Source organism: Nocardia blacklockiae, assembly GCF_015477355.1.
Classification (GTDB): domain Bacteria; phylum Actinomycetota; class Actinomycetes; order Mycobacteriales; family Mycobacteriaceae; genus Nocardia; species Nocardia blacklockiae.
In genome coordinates this window covers 114,355-132,101 of sequence record NZ_JADLRJ010000018.1, presented here as the reverse complement: position 1 = coordinate 132,101, position 17,747 = coordinate 114,355, and the positions used below count along the sequence as shown (strand labels likewise).

The following is a 17,747-nucleotide window of genomic DNA, read 5'->3' as shown; positions in this document are numbered from 1 at the left end:
TTTCAACAGGGCCAAGCACTGGCGGGCGGTGGCCACGCGCTACGACAAGCTCGCAATCACTTACCGCGCCGGATTCGTCCTGGCCCTGGTCGTCGAATGGCTCAAATTATTGGGAGACACGACCTAGACCGGTCGCAGCGGCCCGACGAAGGTGCCGGGATGCGTGGCGGCGTCCTGGCGCTGCACGCTCAGGCCCGCGGGCCAGGGGGCCCGCATCGGCGTCGTGGTGTCCGGCGGGGTGACGACGAGGGTGGCCGGCACCCAGCCGTCCGGTCCGCCCGCGAGGTAGGTGAGTTCGCTGCGCGCCGCGGCGCCCGGTTCGACGAGCACCGGCGCGAAGCCGGCCTCCTGCCGGGGTAGCTGGTAGGTGGGGCCGAAGGCGGGGTCCTCCGGGCCCACCAGTTCGGCGCTCGGGAAGCCCTGCACCACACAGCTTTGCGCCGACTTGTTGGTCAGCACCACCGTGAGCCGGTTCTGGCCCTCGGTCGGGGGGTCGAGCTGCAGGATGTTCAGGTTCAGCGTCTCGGCAGCGCACACCGGCGGCTGCGCGGAGCCGGTCGCCGCCGGCACGATCAGCGCGGCCACGGCCGCCGCGCCGGTGCCGGTCACTGCTGCCAAGCGCCTCGTCGTCGAGTTCATGGTTCCTTTCGACACACTTCGAACTTCGAATAGATCCCTCGACCCTAGGCGAATCCCTCGCGCGGGGAACGGCACTCGGCGCGTCGGCACCGCTCCCCCGCCCGCGCGGCGTCAGGCCTTGCGGCCGGTGAACTCGTCCATCGAGTGGTAGACGCCGACGGTGTTCAGGTAGAAGTCGCGGACCTTCAGCGGCAGCAGGCCGGAGATGGCGCGGTTGAGCCGGGAGGTCCACGGCATCACGACCAGCGGGGTGCCCTTCTTCATCTCAGCCCAGGCCGTGTCGACCGCCTCGTCCTGTTCGATGATCGGGGTGAACCAGAAACCCCTGGCGCCCTCGAACATTCCGGTGTTGATGTAGGTCGGGCAGAATGTGGTGACCTTGACGTGCTCGTTGCCGGACTGCTCGAGTTCCAGCCGCACCGAATCCGACCAGCCCAGCGCCGCCCATTTCGACCCGGCGTAGACGCTCATCCGCGGATTGGCCACCAGCGCCGCCGACGAGGCGATGGTGAGGACGCGCGCGGGCGTCCGGCCGGCCACCATCGCGGGCAGGAATTCCAGCGTGACGTACATGGGCGCAAGGGAATTGATCGCCACCGTCTTCTCGATGTCGGCGCGGTCGCGGGTCTCCCAGAAGTAGCCGTTGCCGCGCACGATGCCCGCGTTGTTGATCAGCACGTCGATGTCGCCGACCTCGGCCCGCACCGACGCGCCCGCCGCGGCGATGGCCTGCGCGTCCGACACGTCGACCACGTAGTGGTGAATGCGGGGTCCGTCCGGCGTCGCGAGTTCGGCGGCCGTCTCCTTCAGCGCTCGCTCGTTCACGTCCCACAGCACCACGTCGGCGGCCCGCTCCCGCACCGCGCGTTCGGCGAAGGACCGGCCCAGGCCCATCGCGGCACCGGTGATCAGCACCTTCCGTCCGGCGACCGTATCCATATCCGTCCCTTCCGCTGTCCCGCGCATCCGGATCATCGCTGCCGCAGCGCTTTCATCACGCCGAAGTACAGCGTGAGCGTCTTGGCCCACACCGCCTCGGACATGCCGGGCAGCGGCGCGATCGGCAGCCCCCGCTGCACGGCGATGGTCTGGGTGTCGATGTACTTCAGCAGCCCCTCGGGACCGTGCCGGCGGCCGCCGCCGGAGATGCCCAGGCCGCCGGAGGGCGCGGCGACGCTGCCCCAGGCCGCGATGAAGCCCTCGTTCACGTTGACCGACCCGGCGTGGACGCGGGCGGCGATCTCGCGGGCCCGGTCCGTATCGCGGCTCCACACACTGGCATTGAGGCCGTAGGCGGTGTCGTTGGCCTGCTCGACCGCCTCGTCGTCGCTGTGCACGCGGTACACCGACACCACGGGCCCGAACGTCTCCTCCCGGTACACCGTCATCCCGGGCCGCACACCTTCAAGGATGGTCGGCTCGTAGAAGTAGGGGCCCAGGTCGGGCCGCGCGCGGCCGCCCGCGAGCACGGTCGCGCCCTTGGCCACCGCGTCCTCGACGTGCGCCGTGACGGTGTCGAGCTGACGCGGGAAGGTCAGCGAGCCGATCTGGTAGGAGTAGTCCAGCGCCGACCCGAGCGCCAATTTCCGAGTGTGCCCGGCGAATTCGGCGACGAACCGGTCGTAGACGCGGTCGTGCACGTAGATGCGCTCGATCGATTCGCACAGCTGCCCGGCCGAGGCGAAGCAGGCCCGCACGGCGATCTTGGCCGCCGCCGACACGTCGGCGTCGGCGAGCACCAGCAGCGGGTTCTTGCCGCCCAGCTCGAGGGAGTAGCCGATCAGCCGCTCCCCCGCCTGCCGGGCGATGGTGCGGCCGGTCGCGCTGGAACCGGTGTAGTCGACGAAGTCGGCGCGGCCGATCACCTCGCCGCCGATGACCGAACCGCGCCCCAATACGGCCTGCCACAGTCCCTTCGGCAGGCCCGCGCGCTCGGCGGCGTCGACGGCCCACAGCGCGGTCAGTGCGGTCTGGTTGTCCGGCCGCGCGACGACCGCGTTGCCCGCGATCAGCGCGGGCAGCGCGTCGGAGGCCGCCAGCGCGAGCGGGTAGTTCCACGGCGAGATCACCGCGACCACGCCCTTGGGCCGATGCCGCACCTCCACCTTGGTCAGCACCGGCAGCACGCCGCGCGCCGACCGCGGCGCCAGCAGCTTCTCGGCCGCGGCCGCGTAGTAGCGCGCGTTGACCGCGACGTCACCGACCTCGTCGAAGGCGTGCACCCGCGACTTGCCGGTCTCGAGCTGCACGATGTCCAGGATGGTGTCCTGCTCGGCCAGCACCAGGTCGTGGAAGCGGCGCAGCACCGCGGCGCGCTCGCGCACCGGCACCCGCGCCCACTCGCGCTGCGCCCGGCGGGCCGCCACGAACGCCGCCTCGATATCGGCGGTGGACGACTGCGGGAGATCGGCGATCTTGCGCCCGGTCGCCGGGGCGAACACCTCGACCGCGGGCGCGCCGCCGGCCTTCGCGTGCGCGAGCAGTGTCCGGACCAGCGGCTCCGGGAGCGCGTCGGCGGGTGCGAGCTGCGGGGCGGTCGTCATCGTCGGCCCTCTCGATCGGCGGAACATGCCCAACGAATTAGTTGAACACCAGTGTTAGCGTAACACTGGTGTTAGATTAATCCGGTCCGGGCGCGCGTTGTCAAGCACCGGTCATCGAGCCGGGAGGAGTCACAATGGGGCGCGACGCCGCGGGCACGACGCACAGCCCGGCCCGCCGCGGCCGGCCGCCGCAGACGCGGGAGCAGGCCGACGAGGTGCGGGCCCGGATCGTGCTGGCCACCGCCGCGGTGTTCACCGACCACGGTTCGCGCGGGCTCAGCGTCGCGCGCATCATCGAGCGGGCGGGTATCGCCCGGCCGACGTTCTACCGGTATTTCGGCAATGCGGAAGCGCCGCTGCACGTGTTGCTCACCGCCTCCAACGAGGGCTTGGTCGGCGGCATCCGCGCGGCACTGGAGAATTCCGACGAGCCGGTGCAGTTGGGCATCGGTCTCATCGACGCCTACCTGGACTGGGCGCGCGGCCACGGCCCGATGCTGCGCCCGGTGTTCGCCGAGCTGCACGATCCCGGCTCCCCGGTGTCGACCTATCGCGAGGAGGCCTTCGATGATATCCGCGCGGCGGTCCGCGCCAAATTCGGCGACCTCGGACGGCCGCTGCCCAGCCCGCTGGACCTGGACACGGCGCTGCAGGTGTGCGAATTCGTGGTGTACCGGGTGTCGGCGGCCGCCGCGCCGGGGGGCGAGCCCGCGCCCGGCGAGGTGGCCGCGGCCCGGCTGACGATGATCCGCAGCGTGCTGGTCACGCTCGGCCGGCGCGAAGACGTGGAGCGGGCGCTGACGATTCCCGGGATCTTCGAGCCGGCCGGCTGAGCGCGGCTACTCGCCGTCCAGGTACACCGGCAGTTCGGCGTGCCCGTTGGAGATGAAACTGGCGACCGGCGGGAGCGAGGCCGGGTCCTTGGCGAAACGCAGCCGCGGGAAGCGCTCGAACAGCGCCGGCAGCGCGATGGTCGCCTCCAGCCGGGCCAGCGGCGCGCCGAGGCAGTGGTGCGCGCCGTAGCCGAAGGCCACGTGCTGGTCCTTGGTCTTGCGCCGCACGTCGAATTCGTCGGTGCTCGGGCCGTGGATCTTCGGGTCGCGGCTGGCCCCCGCGTAGGAGGCGAGAATGGCCTGCCCCTTGGGGATTCGGTAGCCGCCGTCGATGTCGATGTCCTCCACCGCGTAGCGCAGTGGCAGGTGCGCGACCGGCGCCTGGTAGCGCAGCGTCTCCTCCACCAGATCCGACCACGGCACCTCGCCGGAGAGCACCGCGGCGCGCTGCTCGGGATGGGTCAGCAGCGCGAAGATGGCCTGGTCGAGCAGGTTGACCGTGGTCTCGTGCCCGGCGTTGATGACCAGCATCAGCGTGTCGACGAGTTCCTTCTCGGTCAGCTGCGACCCGTCGTCCTCGGCGCGGGTGGTGATCAGCACGCTGGTGATGTCGTCGCCGGGCCGCTCGCGCCGGTACGCGACGAGTTCGCTGACCAGCCGGAACATTTCGAGGTAGTTGGCCTGGGCCTGCTCGGGGGTGAACGAGGTGTCGAAGAAGCCGTCCACGCAGGTGTGCATCGGCGGGCCGAGATGCTCCGGCACGCCCATCAATTCGGTGATCACGCGGATCGGCACCGGGTAGGCGTAGCGGGTGCGCAGGTCCGCGATCTCACCGGGCGGGGTGGCCGCCAGGTCGTCGAGCAGGTCGGCGATGAGCTCCTCGATCCGCGGCCGCAGCGCGGTGGTGCGGCGGTGGGTGAACGCCGGCGACACCAGCTTGCGCAGCCGCCGGTGGTCCTTGCCGTAGGCGGTGAACATGCTGTCCACCGCCACCCACGGCAGCAGCGGCCAGGATTCGGTGATCTCGCCGTCGATGAACGCCGTCCAGTGCTGCCGCGGATCCTTCGACACCCGCGGATCGGCCAGCAGGCCGCGCAGCACCGTCTGATCGGTGACCGACCACGCCGGCACGCCGCCGGGCAGCACCACCTCGGCCACCGGCCCGCGCTCGCGGATCCGCGCCGATTCGGCCTGGATGTCGGTACCGGCCAGGTCCAGGACTATCGGATCGTGCGCCATCGGAGATCTCCTTACACCAGATTCAACGGAGGGGATGCCGGGAAGCGGACCGGTAACGCCGCCATGGCGCGGTGGAACGGCCCCGGCCGCCAGGTGATGTCGGCCCGCGAGCCGGACAGCTCGAGTTCGGGGAGTGCGTCGAGGAGCTGGTCGATCGCGTCCTGGGCGATCAGGTAGGCCACCGAGCGCGCGGGGCAGGCGTGCGGGCCGGCGCTCCACGCCAGGTGCGAGCGGTTGCCGGTGCGGTCGCCGCCGGCGATGGCCGGATCGTTGTTGCAGCCCGCGAGACTGATCACGACGGGGCGGTGCGCGGGCAGCCACACGTTGTCGATCAGGATCGGCTGCCGCGGATAGGTGACCGAGAAGTTCGCCATCGGCGGGTCGTTGAACAGCACCTCGTCGAGCGCGTCGCGGGTGGACATGCTGCCGCCGAGCACGCCGCCGCCGAACCGGTCGTCGGTGAGCATCAGCAGCAGCGTGTTGGTGATCAGGTTCTGCATCGGCTCGAGTCCGGCGCCGTAGAAGCTGATCAGGTTGTAGAGCATCTCCTCGTCGGTGAGTTCGGCCGCGTGGTGGGCCAGCCGCGAGGTGACGTCGTCGCCGGGCTCGGCGCGGCGCAGCTGGATCAGCTCCATCAGCGCCTCGGACAGGTGCTGCATGCCCCAGGCCGCGTTCACCGTGTCGAACAGCGCGGCCATGCCGGTCGCGACCCGCTCGCCGATGTCGGCCGAGCAGCCGACGATGCGGTTGAGCGCCTCGAACACCAGCGGAAACGCGTACTGCGACAACAGATCCGCCGAGCCGTCCGCGCAGAAGGTGTTGATCAGCGGGACCGCGATCGACTCCACCGTCGCGTGCAGCGCGTGCAGGTCGATCCCGTCGATGGCCGCGCTGTAGGCCTGCCGGTAGCGGGTGTGCACGGTGCCGGAGTTGCGCAGGGCGTTGGGATACCACTGCAGCATCGGCCGCACGGGGCAGTCCTCGGGCACGGAGTCCTGCCAGTGCCGCGGGTCGGCCGGGAAGTGCTCCGGGTCGTTGAGGATCTGCAGCGCCGTGCGGTAGCCGATGACGAGCGTGGCCGGGACCCCCGGGGAGAGCTCGATCGGCACCATGGACCCGAACCGCTCCCGCATGGACCGGTAGAAGGCGTGCGGGTCCGCGGCGAATTCCGGGGTATCGAGCAGGGTGCGCGGGCCGTCGGAATCGAGGGGGGACCCCACTACCGGGCAGCTTCCGGGCGTGGCGGTTCGCGGACCGGACGACACCAAGTGTTCACCTCACAACCATTGCAGCACAACGCCCTCCGCACGGAGACGACCGTGCGAAGCTGTGCTTACCAACTATGCGTTACCAACCGGAAGAACCGGACGGCCGCTCCAGATTAGCAGCAGTGTGACGAATTCTCTCTCGATTGCGCAGCGGCCCTTCGCAACTCACGCCGGACCGCGCGGCGGCGCGGGCGATGCCGAGGCGCTATCGGTCGCCGGCGGCGCGGGTCAGCGGCGGCGCGGCCGCGTGGCGGCGCGCGAATGTCAGTGTCCCGTCGGCGATTCTGCCGAAGCGGAACGCGGGGATGTCGCGCAGGTAGTTCATCGACAGCCGCCACGGCCGGCGGTCACCGGCGACGGGCAGGCGGTCGGCGGCGCGCAACACGTAGCCGGAGCTGAAGTTCGGCAGGAACGGCGCGGTGCCCACGGCCGGGTCCCGCACCGGGGTGGCGCTGGCGTAGCCGTGCGCGTCCAGATACCGCAGCAGGCGAACGACATACTGGCACACCAGGTCCGCCTTCAGCGTCCAGGAGGCGTTGGTGTAGCCGATGACGTAGGCGAAGTTCGGCACGTCCGACAGCATCATCGCCTTGTACGCCATGGCATTCGGGACGTCCACCGGCTTGCCGTCGACGCTCAGTTCGATGCCGCCGAAGATCAGCAGATCCAGGCCCGTCGCGGTGACGACGACGTCGGCGTCCAGCACGGTGCCCGACGCCAGGCGCACGCCCGTGGCGGTGAATTCCTCGATGCGGTCGGTGACCAGTTCCACCCGGCCCTTGCGGATGGCGCGGAACAGGTCGCCGTCGGGCACCAGGCACAGGCGCTGGTCCCACGGGTCGTAGCGCGGGGTGAGGTGGGTGTCGAGGTCGTAGCCGTCGGGGAGCCGGCGGCGTTGCAGGTCGCGGATCCAGGCCCGCATGCGGTCCGGATAACGTTGCGACAGTTGGTAGATGGCGGTGCTCATCGCGATGTTCTTGGCGCGGGCGACGGCGTAGACGGCCCGCGGCGGCAGCAGCCGGCGGGCCCGGCCGGCGAAGTCGTCGCGCGCCGGGACGGACAGGATGTAGCTGGGTGAGCGCTGCAACTGCGTCACGTGCGCGCCGAGATCGGCCAGCGCCGGGCCGAGCGTCACCGCGGTCGCGCCGGATCCGATGATCACCACGCGCTTCCCGTCGACCGCGAGGTCCTCGGGCCAGTGCTGCGGATGCACCACCGTGCCGCCGAAGCGGTCGAGGCCCGGCAGGTCCGGCAGGTAGCCGCGGTCGTAGCGGTAGTAGCCCGAGCAGCAGAACAGGAAGTCGGCGGTGAGGGTGACGGTGTCGCCGGGATCCGAGCGCCCGACGGTGACCGTCCAGCGCTGGTCGGCCGACGACCAGTCCGCGCGCAGCACCCGGTGGCCGTACCGGATGTGGCTATCCACCCCGTATTCCGCGGCGGTGTCGCGCAGGTAGGACAGGATCGACGCGCCGTCGGCGATGGCCTTGTCCCCCACCCAGGGCCGGAACCGGTACCCGAGGGTGAACATGTCCGAATCCGAGCGAATCCCCGGGTAGCGGAACAGGTCCCAGGTGCCGCCGAGGGTCTCGCGGGCCTCGAGGATCGCGTAGTCGCGCCGCGGGAAGGCGCGCCGCAGGTGCGCCGCCGCACCGATCCCGGACAGCCCGGCGCCGACGATGAGCACTCCCACGTGCTCAGGAGTACCGGTCATGGCTGCGCATCCTTCGTCGGACAGGACCCCTCACCCGGGTCGGGTTCCAGCCTAACCACCGCGCGCCAGATTCCGAATCCTCTCGCGGCCGGAAATACGGTCACGCTCGCAGTCCGCTGGCGCGCAGCACCCGGCGCGCGATGCCCGCCCGGATGGCCTCCTCGGTGCCGAGGATGCGGACGTGTCGGCGCGCGCGGGTGATGGCGGTGTAGAGCAGTTCGCGGGTGAGCAGGGTCGATTCGGTGCCGGGCAGCACCACCGAGACCGTGCCGTACTGGCTGCCCTGGCTGCGGTGGATGGTCATGGCGTAGACGGTGGTGACGCCGGGGAACTGGGTGGGGTGCACCAGATACGGTTCGGCGCCGCGCTGCAGCGCCGCGCGCAGCGACCCGTCGGCGGCGCGCACGATGACGCCGGTGTCGCCGTTGTAGATGCGGGCCTCGTGATCGTTGGCGGTGACCAGCAGCGGCTGGCCCGGAAACCAGTGCCCGGCACCGGGTTCGGTGCCGATGCCCGCGGCCGCGACCCAGCCGCCGGCCAGCCGGTCCCAGCGTTCCACGCCGAAGCGGCCCTGCCGGTGCGCGCACAGCAGGCGATGCGATTCCATGGCCGCCAGGGCGGCCGCGGCGTCGCCGAGTTCGGCCGCGGCGGTCGAGTCCCGGGCCGTACGTTCGACGTCGGCGCGCACGTCGGCGGTGTCGTCGGGGTCCTGCAGCGACAGTTCGTCGCCGCCGTCGGCCAGCAGCGCCAGCGCGGCCTCCGCGTCGCCCGCGCGCACCGCGACCGCGAGATCGGCGATGCGCCCGCCGAAGCGGCGGCCGCGGGTGAGGCGAACTATGCCGCCGCGCAATCGTTCTCGTTCGCGGGCGGTGAGCGCGTCGGGGTGGCCGGCGCCCGCGCCGCCGAGGATCTGTTCGAGCACCGGGTTCGGCTCCGCCGCGACGGGACCGGCGACCAGATCGGCCAGCACCGCGCCCGCGTCCACGGAGGCGAGCTGGTCCGGGTCGCCGACCAGGACCAGCCGGGCGTCGGGGCGCACGGCGGGCAGCAGGCGGCTCATCATGGTCAGCGACACCATGGAGGTCTCGTCGACGACGATGATGTCGTACGGGAGCCGGTTGAACTCGTGGTGGCGGAAACGGGTCGCGCCGCCGCGCTGCCAACCCAGCAGGCGATGGAGAGTGGCGGCGGTGAGTTCGGGCAGTTCGAGGTCGCCCGCTTGCTCGCGCACCGATTCCTGCAGGCGCGCGGCGGCTTTGCCGGTCGGGGCGGCCAGCGCGATGCGCAGCGCGGGCGCGCCCGGGATCGCCTGCTGGTGGGCGACGAGCAGGGCCAGGATGCGGGCGATGGTGTGGGTCTTGCCGGTGCCCGGCCCGCCCGCCACCACCGCCGTCCAGTGGGTGGCGGCCAGTGCGGCCGCGACGCGCTGGCGGTCCGGCGGGTCGCCAGGGCCGCCGGTGTCGGGGAACAGCCGATCCAGTTGCCGCCGAACGGTTTCCGGGTCGATCATCGGGTGCCCGGCCGCGCGCTCGGTCAGCGCGCGGCGGATGATCTGCTCCTGCCGGTAGTAGCGGTCCAGGTACAGCAGCGGACCGGTGGACTCGTGCTCGACCAGGCGCAGCGGCCGCAGCGGTCCGGCCGGGCTGCCCTGCACCAACGGGCTCGCCCGCAGCGCCGCCAGGACGGTGTCCACGTCCGGCCACGGCAGGGTCGCGGGGTCGATCGCGTCGGGGTCGCCGGTGTCGAAACCCTCACCGTCGACACCGATCTCGTGCATCCGCCGCAGTTCCAGGCACACCGACCCGGACCGCACCGCACGCACCGCCAGCGCCGCCGCCAGCAGCACCACCTCGGACTCCTCGCGGCCCAACCGCCCCAGCCGCACCGCGACGTGCACATCGGCGGCCGACAGCACACCGGCGGCATTGAACGTGCGCAGCGGCCCGGTGGCTCGCTGCGCCAATTGAATCGCGGTCACCTGCGGCCCTCCCGCGCGCTGTGGTGGTGTGGCTGCGGCACTTCCGTGCGGTCGGCCGGCCGCGCGCTCCGGCGCAGTGGCACCGCCCGACCGGATCGGACATCGCCACGGCACGCTGAGTTTCCGGTCATGGCGCGGCTCCGGACAGGTCGCCCGCGAGCAGGGCGGACAGGTTCTCGACCAGGGCGGCGGGTGGGTCCCAGTCGAAGACGCCGCAGCCGGGCGGGGTGTCGGGGCCGATCATGCCGCGCACGAACAGGTAGCGGATGCCGCCGAGGTGGCGGGCCGGGTCGTAGCCGGGCAGCCGCCAGCGCAGATAGCGGTGCAGGGCAGCGGAATACAGGATGGCCTGCAACGGGTAGTGCGAGCGCGTCATCTCCGCGGCCATGCGGTCGCGGGTGTAGTGGGCGACGGTGAGGTTCTCGGTGCCCAGGCGGTTGGTCTTGTAGTCCACGACCACGAAGCGCGGGCCCGGCACGCGCAGCACGGCGTCGATGCTGCCGGTGAGGTAGCCGCGCAGCACGGTGTCCTCCAGGGTCTCGACCTGGTCGGCGTAGGCGGCGAAGGGATCGTCGGCGGGCAGGTGCCGGCGCAGCAGTCCGGCGATGGCGCGCACCGTGATCCGCTCGGCCCGCGGGGTGTCGCCGCCGGCCAGGGGCAGTTCGAAGTCGAGCTCGTTGAGCCGGTCGCGGTTCGAGATCGCGGCCAGCGAACCGGTGTCGAGGGGCGTGTGCAGCACCGCCAGCAGCGCGGTGGCGAGCGCGTCGGGGTCGATGTCGGCCATCAGCTCGGCGACGGCGTGCGCGCAGCGGGCCCGCACCTCGGCGGCGAGGTCGGGGGCGTCGGTGTCGACCAGTTCCAGGACGCCGTGCACCAGCGTGCCGAAATCCGCGCCGTAGGGCAGGTCGTTCATCAACGACGGTGCGGCGGTGGCGAATTCGGCGTCGGGAACGGCGAGGTCGGCCGGTGTCTCGGGTTCGTCGGAGCCGCCGGGTGTCTCCTCGGGCACCACGTGCGCGTCGTGGGCGCCCGCGGTGAGCGCCGAATACGAGGTGCGCCGCCAGTCGGGGTCCACGGCGCGGTCGAAGACGGCGGCGGCCAGCGCGCCGGTCTCGGCGTCGGCGCGGTCCCAGCGCGGCCGGACCTTCGGGATCCGCGCGACCGGCTCGATGCCGATCAGGCCCGCGCCCGCCGATCCGGCCCAGGCCGAGAGTTGTTCCAGCACAGCGTCGTCCGCGGCGACCTCGCACTTGCCCGGCACCTCGGCGCTGCCGGGCAGGCGGCCCAGCATCAGCCGGTGCAGGGGCGCGAAGGCGGTGCCGTAGGCGGGCGCCCACCAGGCGACGACCTGACATTGCGCCCGGGTCAGCGCGACGTACAGCAGCCGCAGTTCCTCACCGGCCTCCTCGGCGTCGCTGCGGCGCTTGCGGTCGCCGTAGCCGGGCGCCTCGGGTCCGCCGACGTCCAGGACGCGGTCGCCGTCGTCGTGGAACAGCAGCGTCATCGGGTTCGGGTTCTTGGCGCTGTCCCATGCGAACGGCAGGTACACGACCGGGAATTCGAGGCCCTTGCTGGCGTGCACGGTGGCGATCTGCACGGCGGCGGCGTCGCGGTCCAGGCGGCGGCTGCGGTCGGAGACCGCGCCCGAGGCGGGGTCGCGGACCCGGTCGGCCAGCCAGCGGGTGAGGGCGGTCAGGCCCAGCGACTCGCGCAGCGCCACCCGGTCGAGCAGCTGGGCGAGGTGGCGCAGGTCGGTGAGCTGCCGCTCGCCGCCGGCCTCGGCCAGCAGGCGGGGCGCCAATTCCGTTTCGGCGGCGATCTTCTCGAACACCGCGGCGAAACCCGCGCGGCCGAACAGCCGGGCCGCCTCGCGCAGCTGGGTGCTCGCGCGGCCCACCAGATCCGCTCCGCCGCTGTCGATGTCGGCGGCGGACAGGCCCAGCAGCGGGGTGCTCGCGGCGAGCCGCACCCGGTCGGCACGGTGCGGTTGTTCCAGCGCGCGCAGCAGCCACAGCCAGTCGACGGCGCTCTGTGTGCCGAACACACTGGCGCCGCCGGCCAGCACCGACGCGACGCCCACCTTGTCGAGGGCGGCGCGCACCACGTCGATCTGCGCGCGGGTCCGGACCAGCACCGCGATATCGCCGGGGCCCAAAGGCTTCTCGTCGATGTGGGCGCCGGAGTCGAGCAGTCGCGCGATGTCGGCGGCCACGTCCTCGGCGACCCGGGTGCGCTGGCGGCCCACGGCCGGGAAGCCCGCGCCGTTGCGGGGCCCCGCGCCGCTGCGCGGAAAACACCGGACTCGCAACGGAACCGGCGGTTCGACCGTGCCGGAGAGCCGGGTGTGCGGGCGGACCGCGGCCACCGGGGAGACGGTGATCTCCTTGTGTCCCAGGGCCGCTCCGGCCATCAGGTGTTCCAGCGCGGCGAGCAGTCCGGCGTCGCTGCGGCGGTTGGTGGTGAGTTCGCGGCGGGAGTCGGCGTGCGCCACCGCGTCCAGGTAGCTGAGCACCTCCGCGCCGCGGAAGGCGTAGATGGCCTGCTTCGGGTCGCCGACCAGTACGAGCGTGGCGTGGCCGTGGAAGGCGCGGCGCAGGATGTCCCACTGCAAGGGGTCGGTGTCCTGGAATTCGTCGACCAGCGCGACCCGGTACCGGTCGCGGATGCGGCGGCAGGCGCGCTCGCCGTGCGCCGGGTCGGCGAGCACCTCGTGCAGCAGCACCAGCAGGTCGTCGAAGTCGCGCAGGCCCGAGATACGTTTGCGCCGTTCGGTTTCCGCGCGCACGGCCGCGGCGAAAGCGACGCGCTCGGCCGCCGGGTGGTCGCCGAGCTCCTCGTCGGGCACCAGCCGCGCGTGCCGGTCCTGGACCGCGGCGGCGGCCAGCTGGTGCGCCTCCTTCACCGAGAACGGCGGTCCGGTGCGGGCGTAGCGGGCCAGGTAGAGGTCGTCGGCGACCGTGGCGACGAGGTCGTCGACGGTCTCCACCAGCCGCACCCGCGGATCGCGTTCCCCGGCCAGCCCGAGTTCGTCCAGCATCCGCTGGCAGAAGCTGTGCGTGGTGGCGATGGTGCCGGAGTCGAAGTCCGACAGCGCCGCCAGCAGCCGGGTCCGCCGCCGCGCGACCTCGGCCGCCTCCGCCTGCGCCAGGTGGCGCACCACCTCGTCCGTACTCTCGCGGGCCGCGGCCGGATCGGCCAGCGCCGCCGCCACCGCCACGAACTTGTCCCGCGTCCGCTCCCGCAACTCCTGCGTCGCCGCCCGGCTGAATGTCACCAGCAGCAGCTGCGAGACATCCACTCCCGCCTCGGCCACGAACCGCACGGCCAGCCCCACGATCGCGTACGTCTTCCCCGTCCCCGCACTCGCCTCGAGCACCGTGGTGCCCTGCGGCAGCGGCCCGCACAGCTCGAACCGCTCCCCCATGCCGACACCGTTCGCCACTGAGCGGTCGTCGGTCGTCGCGTCGACGCCGGGGACCGGCTCCAGACCGCGCGGGGCAATGGAGTCAGGGAGCGATTCGGCCTGCTGCGATCCCGGGGCAGCGGAGTCGGGAGCAGGCTCGGCGTCCGGTGCGCTCTCCGGAGACTCGGGAGTCGATTCGGGGGACTGTGGGTGCGTGGGCGGAAGGTTCGGGGCGGTGGGGAGGTCGAACAGGTCGGCTGTTTCGGTGGGGGTCGGTTCCTCGTGCAGGTGGGGGGCGGTGCGGGGGCGCCGGCGAGGGGTGGGCTCGAGGTCGGTGAGGGAGAACAGTTCGTCGGTCATGGCTGTCCCTGGGATTCGGTGGCCAGCAACGGGTTCCAGAGGCGGCGGGCCAGGGCGCCGAAGCGGGTGGTCTCCCCCGCCGGATCCGGTTCGGGCAGCGGGGTTTCCAGGTGTTCGAGGCGCGGCGCGGGGCCCCAGACGTAGCGCAGGTAGCGGTCGGTGTGGTCGCCGAACGCCTTGGGCCCGTTGGGTCCGCCGAGGAATTCCTGGTCGGCGGCGAGCCGGGCGTCCTCGAGACTCGCGCCCTGGCAGCGGCGCTCGGCGTACACCGCGGAGGCGGTCGGCGTGATCGGCAGCGGCTCGGCCAGTCCCGCGTCGCGCAGGTCGGCCAGGTCGCGCAGGATCGCTTGCGCCGCAGCCGCATTGGGGGCGGCGAGGGTGGATCGCCAGGCGGGCCGACCGAACTTGCCCCGGCCGATGGTGACCGCGCGCCAGCTCTGATTGCGTTCGGTGGCCGCCAGCGCGAGCACTCGCACCCACGCCGCGACCCGGTGTTTCGGGGCGAGCCGGGAGAACGTGGTGCGGACCAGCGCGTCGTCGTGCACGTCGGGAACCGTCCCGCTGAGCAGCCGCCCGTCGCCCAGGTCGACCGCGACATCAATGGTGCGCGAAGGTACTTCGTGCAACGGCCGCGCCACCCGCACCAGGCGGTCCACGGTGCCCTCGACCTCGGTCAGCACCGCGGCGCCCAGGCCGAACGCGGGCAGGGTGCCGCGCCGCCACTCGGCCGCGCGCAGCGCCGCGGGATCGGCGCCGGTCAGCCGGGCGGACAGCATGCGCTCGCCCATGTTCCACTTGGTGAGGCCGTCGAGTTCGATCGGGAGCCGCTCGTCGATCTCCTCTTGTTCCTCCGGCACCCGGATGCCCAGCCGCTGCCACAGGAACGCGCGCACCGGGTGCTCGACGAACGAAACCAGCTCCGCCAGTTCGACATCCGTGCGCGCGGCGGCGGGCAGCGGGCCGGGCAGGAACGCTTTGCGCTCGCGCGCGGGGCTTGCCGCCGCCCGCGCGCCCGCCAAGGCCACCGTGTCGAAGCTGAACGGCCGCGCCGGGTCGAAATTGCGACTGTCGAAGGGCTGCAGCGGATGCCGGGTCACCACGCCGTCCAGCCCGCCGACGTGCGCGCGCAGCACATCCAGCAGTTCGGCGACCGGGATGGCCGGAGGCCGGTACGCGCCCGTCACGGGGTCTGCGCCGGTGTGCAGCAGTATCAGCCGCTCACCGGCCGCCATGATGGCGTCCAGCAGCAGCTGCCGGTCCTCGCTGCGCAAGTCGCGCTCGCCGACGCGGGGAGCGCGGGCGGCCACGTCGTCGCCGTCGATGCCGCCGGGGCGGGGGAAGACGTCGTCGTCGAGGCCGAGCAGCACCACCACGCGGTGCGGCACCGACCGCAGCGGTGCGGGTGTGCACACCGTCAGCTCGCCGGTGCGGAAGTTGGCGCGGTTGCCGCGGCCGGCCAGGCGCGACCGCAGCAGCGCGGCGATGTCGGTGAGCCGCAACGGAACAGCGCCCGCGTGCTCGAGCGCCGCGGTCAGCTCGCGGCGGGCCTGCACGGCCTGCCAGGTCTGCGCGTAGGTGACGTCGGTGAGCAGATCCAGCGCCCGCACCAGCACCTGCGCCCACTCGTGCGCCGGGCGCTGGGACCCGGCGGGTTCGGCGGGAGTCGGTCCGCGCAGGTCGCGCACGCACACCGCGAGGCGGTCGGTGAACTCGGCGAAGCGGCCCGCCAGGTCCACGTCGCCGGAGTCCACGTCTTCCAAGGGGAGCGCGAGATCCAGCCAGTCCTCGGAGGATTCGCCGGCCGCGACGCCGAGCAGGATGCGGTCGACGGCGGCGTTGAGGGTGTTCTGCGCGAAGTCCCCGAGTCCGAACGCCTGGCGCTGCCGCTGCCCGATCCCCCAGCGCGCGCCGGTCTCGGCGGCCCACTCGCGCAGCCGCTCGATGTCGTCGTCGTCGAAGCCGCACCGCAGCCGGACCGGTTCGGCCGCAGCGAGATCCAGCACCTGGGTCACGGTGACCCGCCCGTCGGCCATCCCGAGCAGACCCTCCAGCACGGCCAGCACCGGATTGGCCGCGCCCTGCGACCGATCGGCCAACCGCACCCGCAGCCCGTGCGCCGGATGCGCGGCGCGCCCGCCTGTTTCGGCCCCGGCCTGCCCGAACGCCGCGCGCACCAGCGGCGCGTAGTTCTCGACATCGGGGCACATCACCACCACGTCGCGCGGCTCCAGCGTCGGATCGGCCGCGAACGCCCCCAGCAACACGTCCCGCAACACCTCCACCTGCCGCGCGGGACCGTGACACGCGTGCACCTGCACCGACCCGTCGGCCGCCGTCACCTCCCGCGGCGGCCACGCATCCTCCCGAATCGCCCCCTGCAACTCCGAAAGCGCAGTCCCCGAACGTTTTCCGCCTTCGTCGGCATGGTGGGTATCGACGACCTCCCCCAACGCCGCCAACCGCAGCTGCAACTCCCGCACATCCCGCCCGAGCCCCGCCAGCAACGGATGCGCCACCACCAGCGCACTGTCGTCCCGACCCCGAGCCGGAGCGGCAGGCAGCGCGCCGTTCTCACCGACACCGGCGTGGGCGACCCGCGCAGCGTCCTCGGGCAATTCGGTCACGGCCGCGGGCGGTGCCGGAGAGCCGTTGCGGGTGGCGGGGTTTCGGGCCAGGGCGGCCCACATGCCCGGGCTGGGGTGGACCAGCCACAGGTGAACGTCGCGGCCCTCGCCCAGGGCGGAGAGAACGGCGAGTTGGTCGGCGGTGAGGCGGGTCACCCCGAACAGGGAGAGGCGGTGGGGCAGGTCGACGACCGTCGGTTCGGAGCGCAGGCGGGCGCAGGCGGTGGCCAGGCGCTCGGCGGGGCTCGGGGTGGCGAGTTCGGCGCGGAGGCGGCGCCACAGTTCGGGCTGCCAGCGGAGGTCTTCGGGGAGCGCGCCGCCGCACCCGTCGGTGTCCGAGCCCGCGGCCCAGTCCGTGACGAGGGTGGGCCGCTGGGTCGCGTAGCCGTCGAACAGGGCGGCGATCCGCGCGGCGGTCGCGAACCTGCGACCCGACCGGTGGCTGCTCCCGGCCGCCTCCGCGCCCAGATGCCGCGCGAGCACCGCGCACCACGGCTCGCCGACGGCGGCGTCGATCACCCGCAGCAGCGCCCAGACCGCCCGGTCCGGCGCCCACGGATCGTCGTCGGCCGCGATCCCCGTCGCCCCCGCCAGCGCGCCGGCCACCAGCGCGGCCGGCGCCGGATAGGCGATGTTCGCCGACACGCCGTCCCCCGCGACCGCGCCCAGCACCCCGGACAGCCGCTGGTTCAGCCAGCGCTCCACGCCCTTGGCCGGCACCGCCACCACCTCGGCCGCGAACGGATCGTCCAGGGGCTCGGCCAGCAGCGCGGCCAGCGCACCGGCGAGCGTGTCCGCACGCTCGGCCCGGTGGATGTGCAGCGCCATCGGCCGCCTTTCTCCGCTCGCCGGTGCCGTCCCCGCTCCGCCCCGCCCGGATGCCCCGTGGTTGCCTGTCGCTGGCCGATCCTACAAACCCGCGGGCCCGATCCCCCGATGCGACTCGGACTTCCGCGCACATACCGTGCGGTCCCCTACCGGCTACTCGCCCGCGAGCCCTTGACCACGCCATTGACCGAGACGCCCGAGATGCACCAAATTTCCAGCAACACAATCGAATCCACCCACCACGCCGCACCGGCGACGATGGCCGCGATTCGCACCGCGTGTCAGCTCGGATGCCGCCCCGCGATGTGCCACAGTGCTCGG

10 protein-coding genes are annotated in these 17,747 nt (G+C 72.6%); 1 reads left to right on the top strand and 9 read right to left on the bottom strand.

What is annotated here, in order from left to right:
- Positions 1 to 123 precede the first annotated feature (123 nt).
- The 3 genes from IU476_RS33330 to IU476_RS33320 all read right to left on the bottom strand — a co-directional run bounded on the left by IU476_RS33330 (position 124) and on the right by IU476_RS33320 (position 3,182).
- Positions 124 to 639, bottom strand: a complete 516-nt coding sequence (locus IU476_RS33330) for a DUF4232 domain-containing protein (protein ID WP_195106302.1) — start codon at positions 637 to 639, stop codon at positions 124 to 126.
- A 111-nt stretch (positions 640 to 750) separates the two neighbouring features.
- Positions 751 to 1,578 (bottom strand): SDR family NAD(P)-dependent oxidoreductase, encoded by an 828-nt coding sequence (locus tag IU476_RS33325; protein WP_195106301.1) that lies wholly within the window; start codon positions 1,576 to 1,578, stop codon positions 751 to 753.
- A 32-nt stretch (positions 1,579 to 1,610) separates the two neighbouring features.
- Positions 1,611 to 3,182: a succinic semialdehyde dehydrogenase gene (locus tag IU476_RS33320; RefSeq protein ID WP_195106300.1), complete on the bottom strand. Its 1,572-nt coding sequence runs from the start codon at positions 3,180 to 3,182 to the stop codon at positions 1,611 to 1,613.
- Positions 3,183 to 3,316: 134 nt separating this feature from the next.
- Here IU476_RS33320 and IU476_RS33315 point away from each other — a divergent pair, with 134 nt between their 5' ends.
- Positions 3,317 to 4,015 (top strand): TetR/AcrR family transcriptional regulator, encoded by a 699-nt coding sequence (locus tag IU476_RS33315; RefSeq protein WP_195106299.1) that lies wholly within the window; start codon positions 3,317 to 3,319, stop codon positions 4,013 to 4,015.
- A gap of 6 nt (positions 4,016 to 4,021) precedes the next feature.
- Here IU476_RS33315 and IU476_RS33310 read toward each other — a convergent pair whose 3' ends face one another.
- The 6 genes from IU476_RS33310 to recC form a co-directional block, all read right to left on the bottom strand.
- Positions 4,022 to 5,254 carry a cytochrome P450 family protein gene (locus tag IU476_RS33310; RefSeq protein WP_195106298.1) on the bottom strand — a complete coding sequence of 411 codons (1,233 nt, stop codon included), beginning with the start codon at positions 5,252 to 5,254 and terminating at the stop codon, positions 4,022 to 4,024.
- Between the two features lie 11 nt (positions 5,255 to 5,265).
- Positions 5,266 to 6,474, bottom strand: coding sequence for a cytochrome P450 family protein (locus IU476_RS33305; RefSeq protein ID WP_324194528.1), 1,209 nt, complete (start codon positions 6,472 to 6,474; stop codon positions 5,266 to 5,268).
- A gap of 253 nt (positions 6,475 to 6,727) precedes the next feature.
- A complete protein-coding gene (locus IU476_RS33300; RefSeq protein WP_195106296.1) occupies positions 6,728 to 8,233 on the bottom strand; it encodes a flavin-containing monooxygenase in 1,506 nt (501 codons plus the stop codon).
- A 100-nt stretch (positions 8,234 to 8,333) separates the two neighbouring features.
- On the bottom strand, positions 8,334 to 10,211 hold the full coding sequence (recD, locus tag IU476_RS33295) for an exodeoxyribonuclease V subunit alpha (protein WP_195106295.1): 1,878 nt from the start codon (positions 10,209 to 10,211) through the stop codon (positions 8,334 to 8,336).
- 127 nt (positions 10,212 to 10,338) lie between these two features.
- The gene (locus tag IU476_RS33290; protein ID WP_195106294.1) at positions 10,339 to 13,974 is read right to left on the bottom strand and encodes a UvrD-helicase domain-containing protein; all 3,636 of its coding nucleotides are present in this window, start codon (positions 13,972 to 13,974) and stop codon (positions 10,339 to 10,341) included.
- Positions 13,971 to 17,426: an exodeoxyribonuclease V subunit gamma gene (gene recC, locus IU476_RS33285; RefSeq protein WP_195106293.1), complete on the bottom strand. Its 3,456-nt coding sequence runs from the start codon at positions 17,424 to 17,426 to the stop codon at positions 13,971 to 13,973. Before recC ends, IU476_RS33290 begins: the two co-directional genes overlap by 4 nt.
- Positions 17,427 to 17,747: the final 321 nt, after the last annotated feature.

Coding starts and splice junctions, on each gene's coding strand:
- IU476_RS33320 (WP_195106300.1), bottom strand. CDS start 3,182: ATGACGACCGCCCCGCAGCTCGCACCCGCCGACGCGCTCCCGGAGCCG.
- IU476_RS33315 (WP_195106299.1), top strand. CDS start 3,317: ATGGGGCGCGACGCCGCGGGCACGACGCACAGCCCGGCCCGCCGCGGC.
- IU476_RS33310 (WP_195106298.1), bottom strand. CDS start 5,254: ATGGCGCACGATCCGATAGTCCTGGACCTGGCCGGTACCGACATCCAG.
- IU476_RS33290 (WP_195106294.1), bottom strand. CDS start 13,974: ATGACCGACGAACTGTTCTCCCTCACCGACCTCGAGCCCACCCCTCGC.
- recC (WP_195106293.1), bottom strand. CDS start 17,426: ATGGCGCTGCACATCCACCGGGCCGAGCGTGCGGACACGCTCGCCGGT.
- IU476_RS33325 (WP_195106301.1), bottom strand. CDS start 1,578: ATGGATACGGTCGCCGGACGGAAGGTGCTGATCACCGGTGCCGCGATG.
- IU476_RS33330 (WP_195106302.1), bottom strand. CDS start 639: ATGAACTCGACGACGAGGCGCTTGGCAGCAGTGACCGGCACCGGCGCG.
- IU476_RS33300 (WP_195106296.1), bottom strand. CDS start 8,233: ATGACCGGTACTCCTGAGCACGTGGGAGTGCTCATCGTCGGCGCCGGG.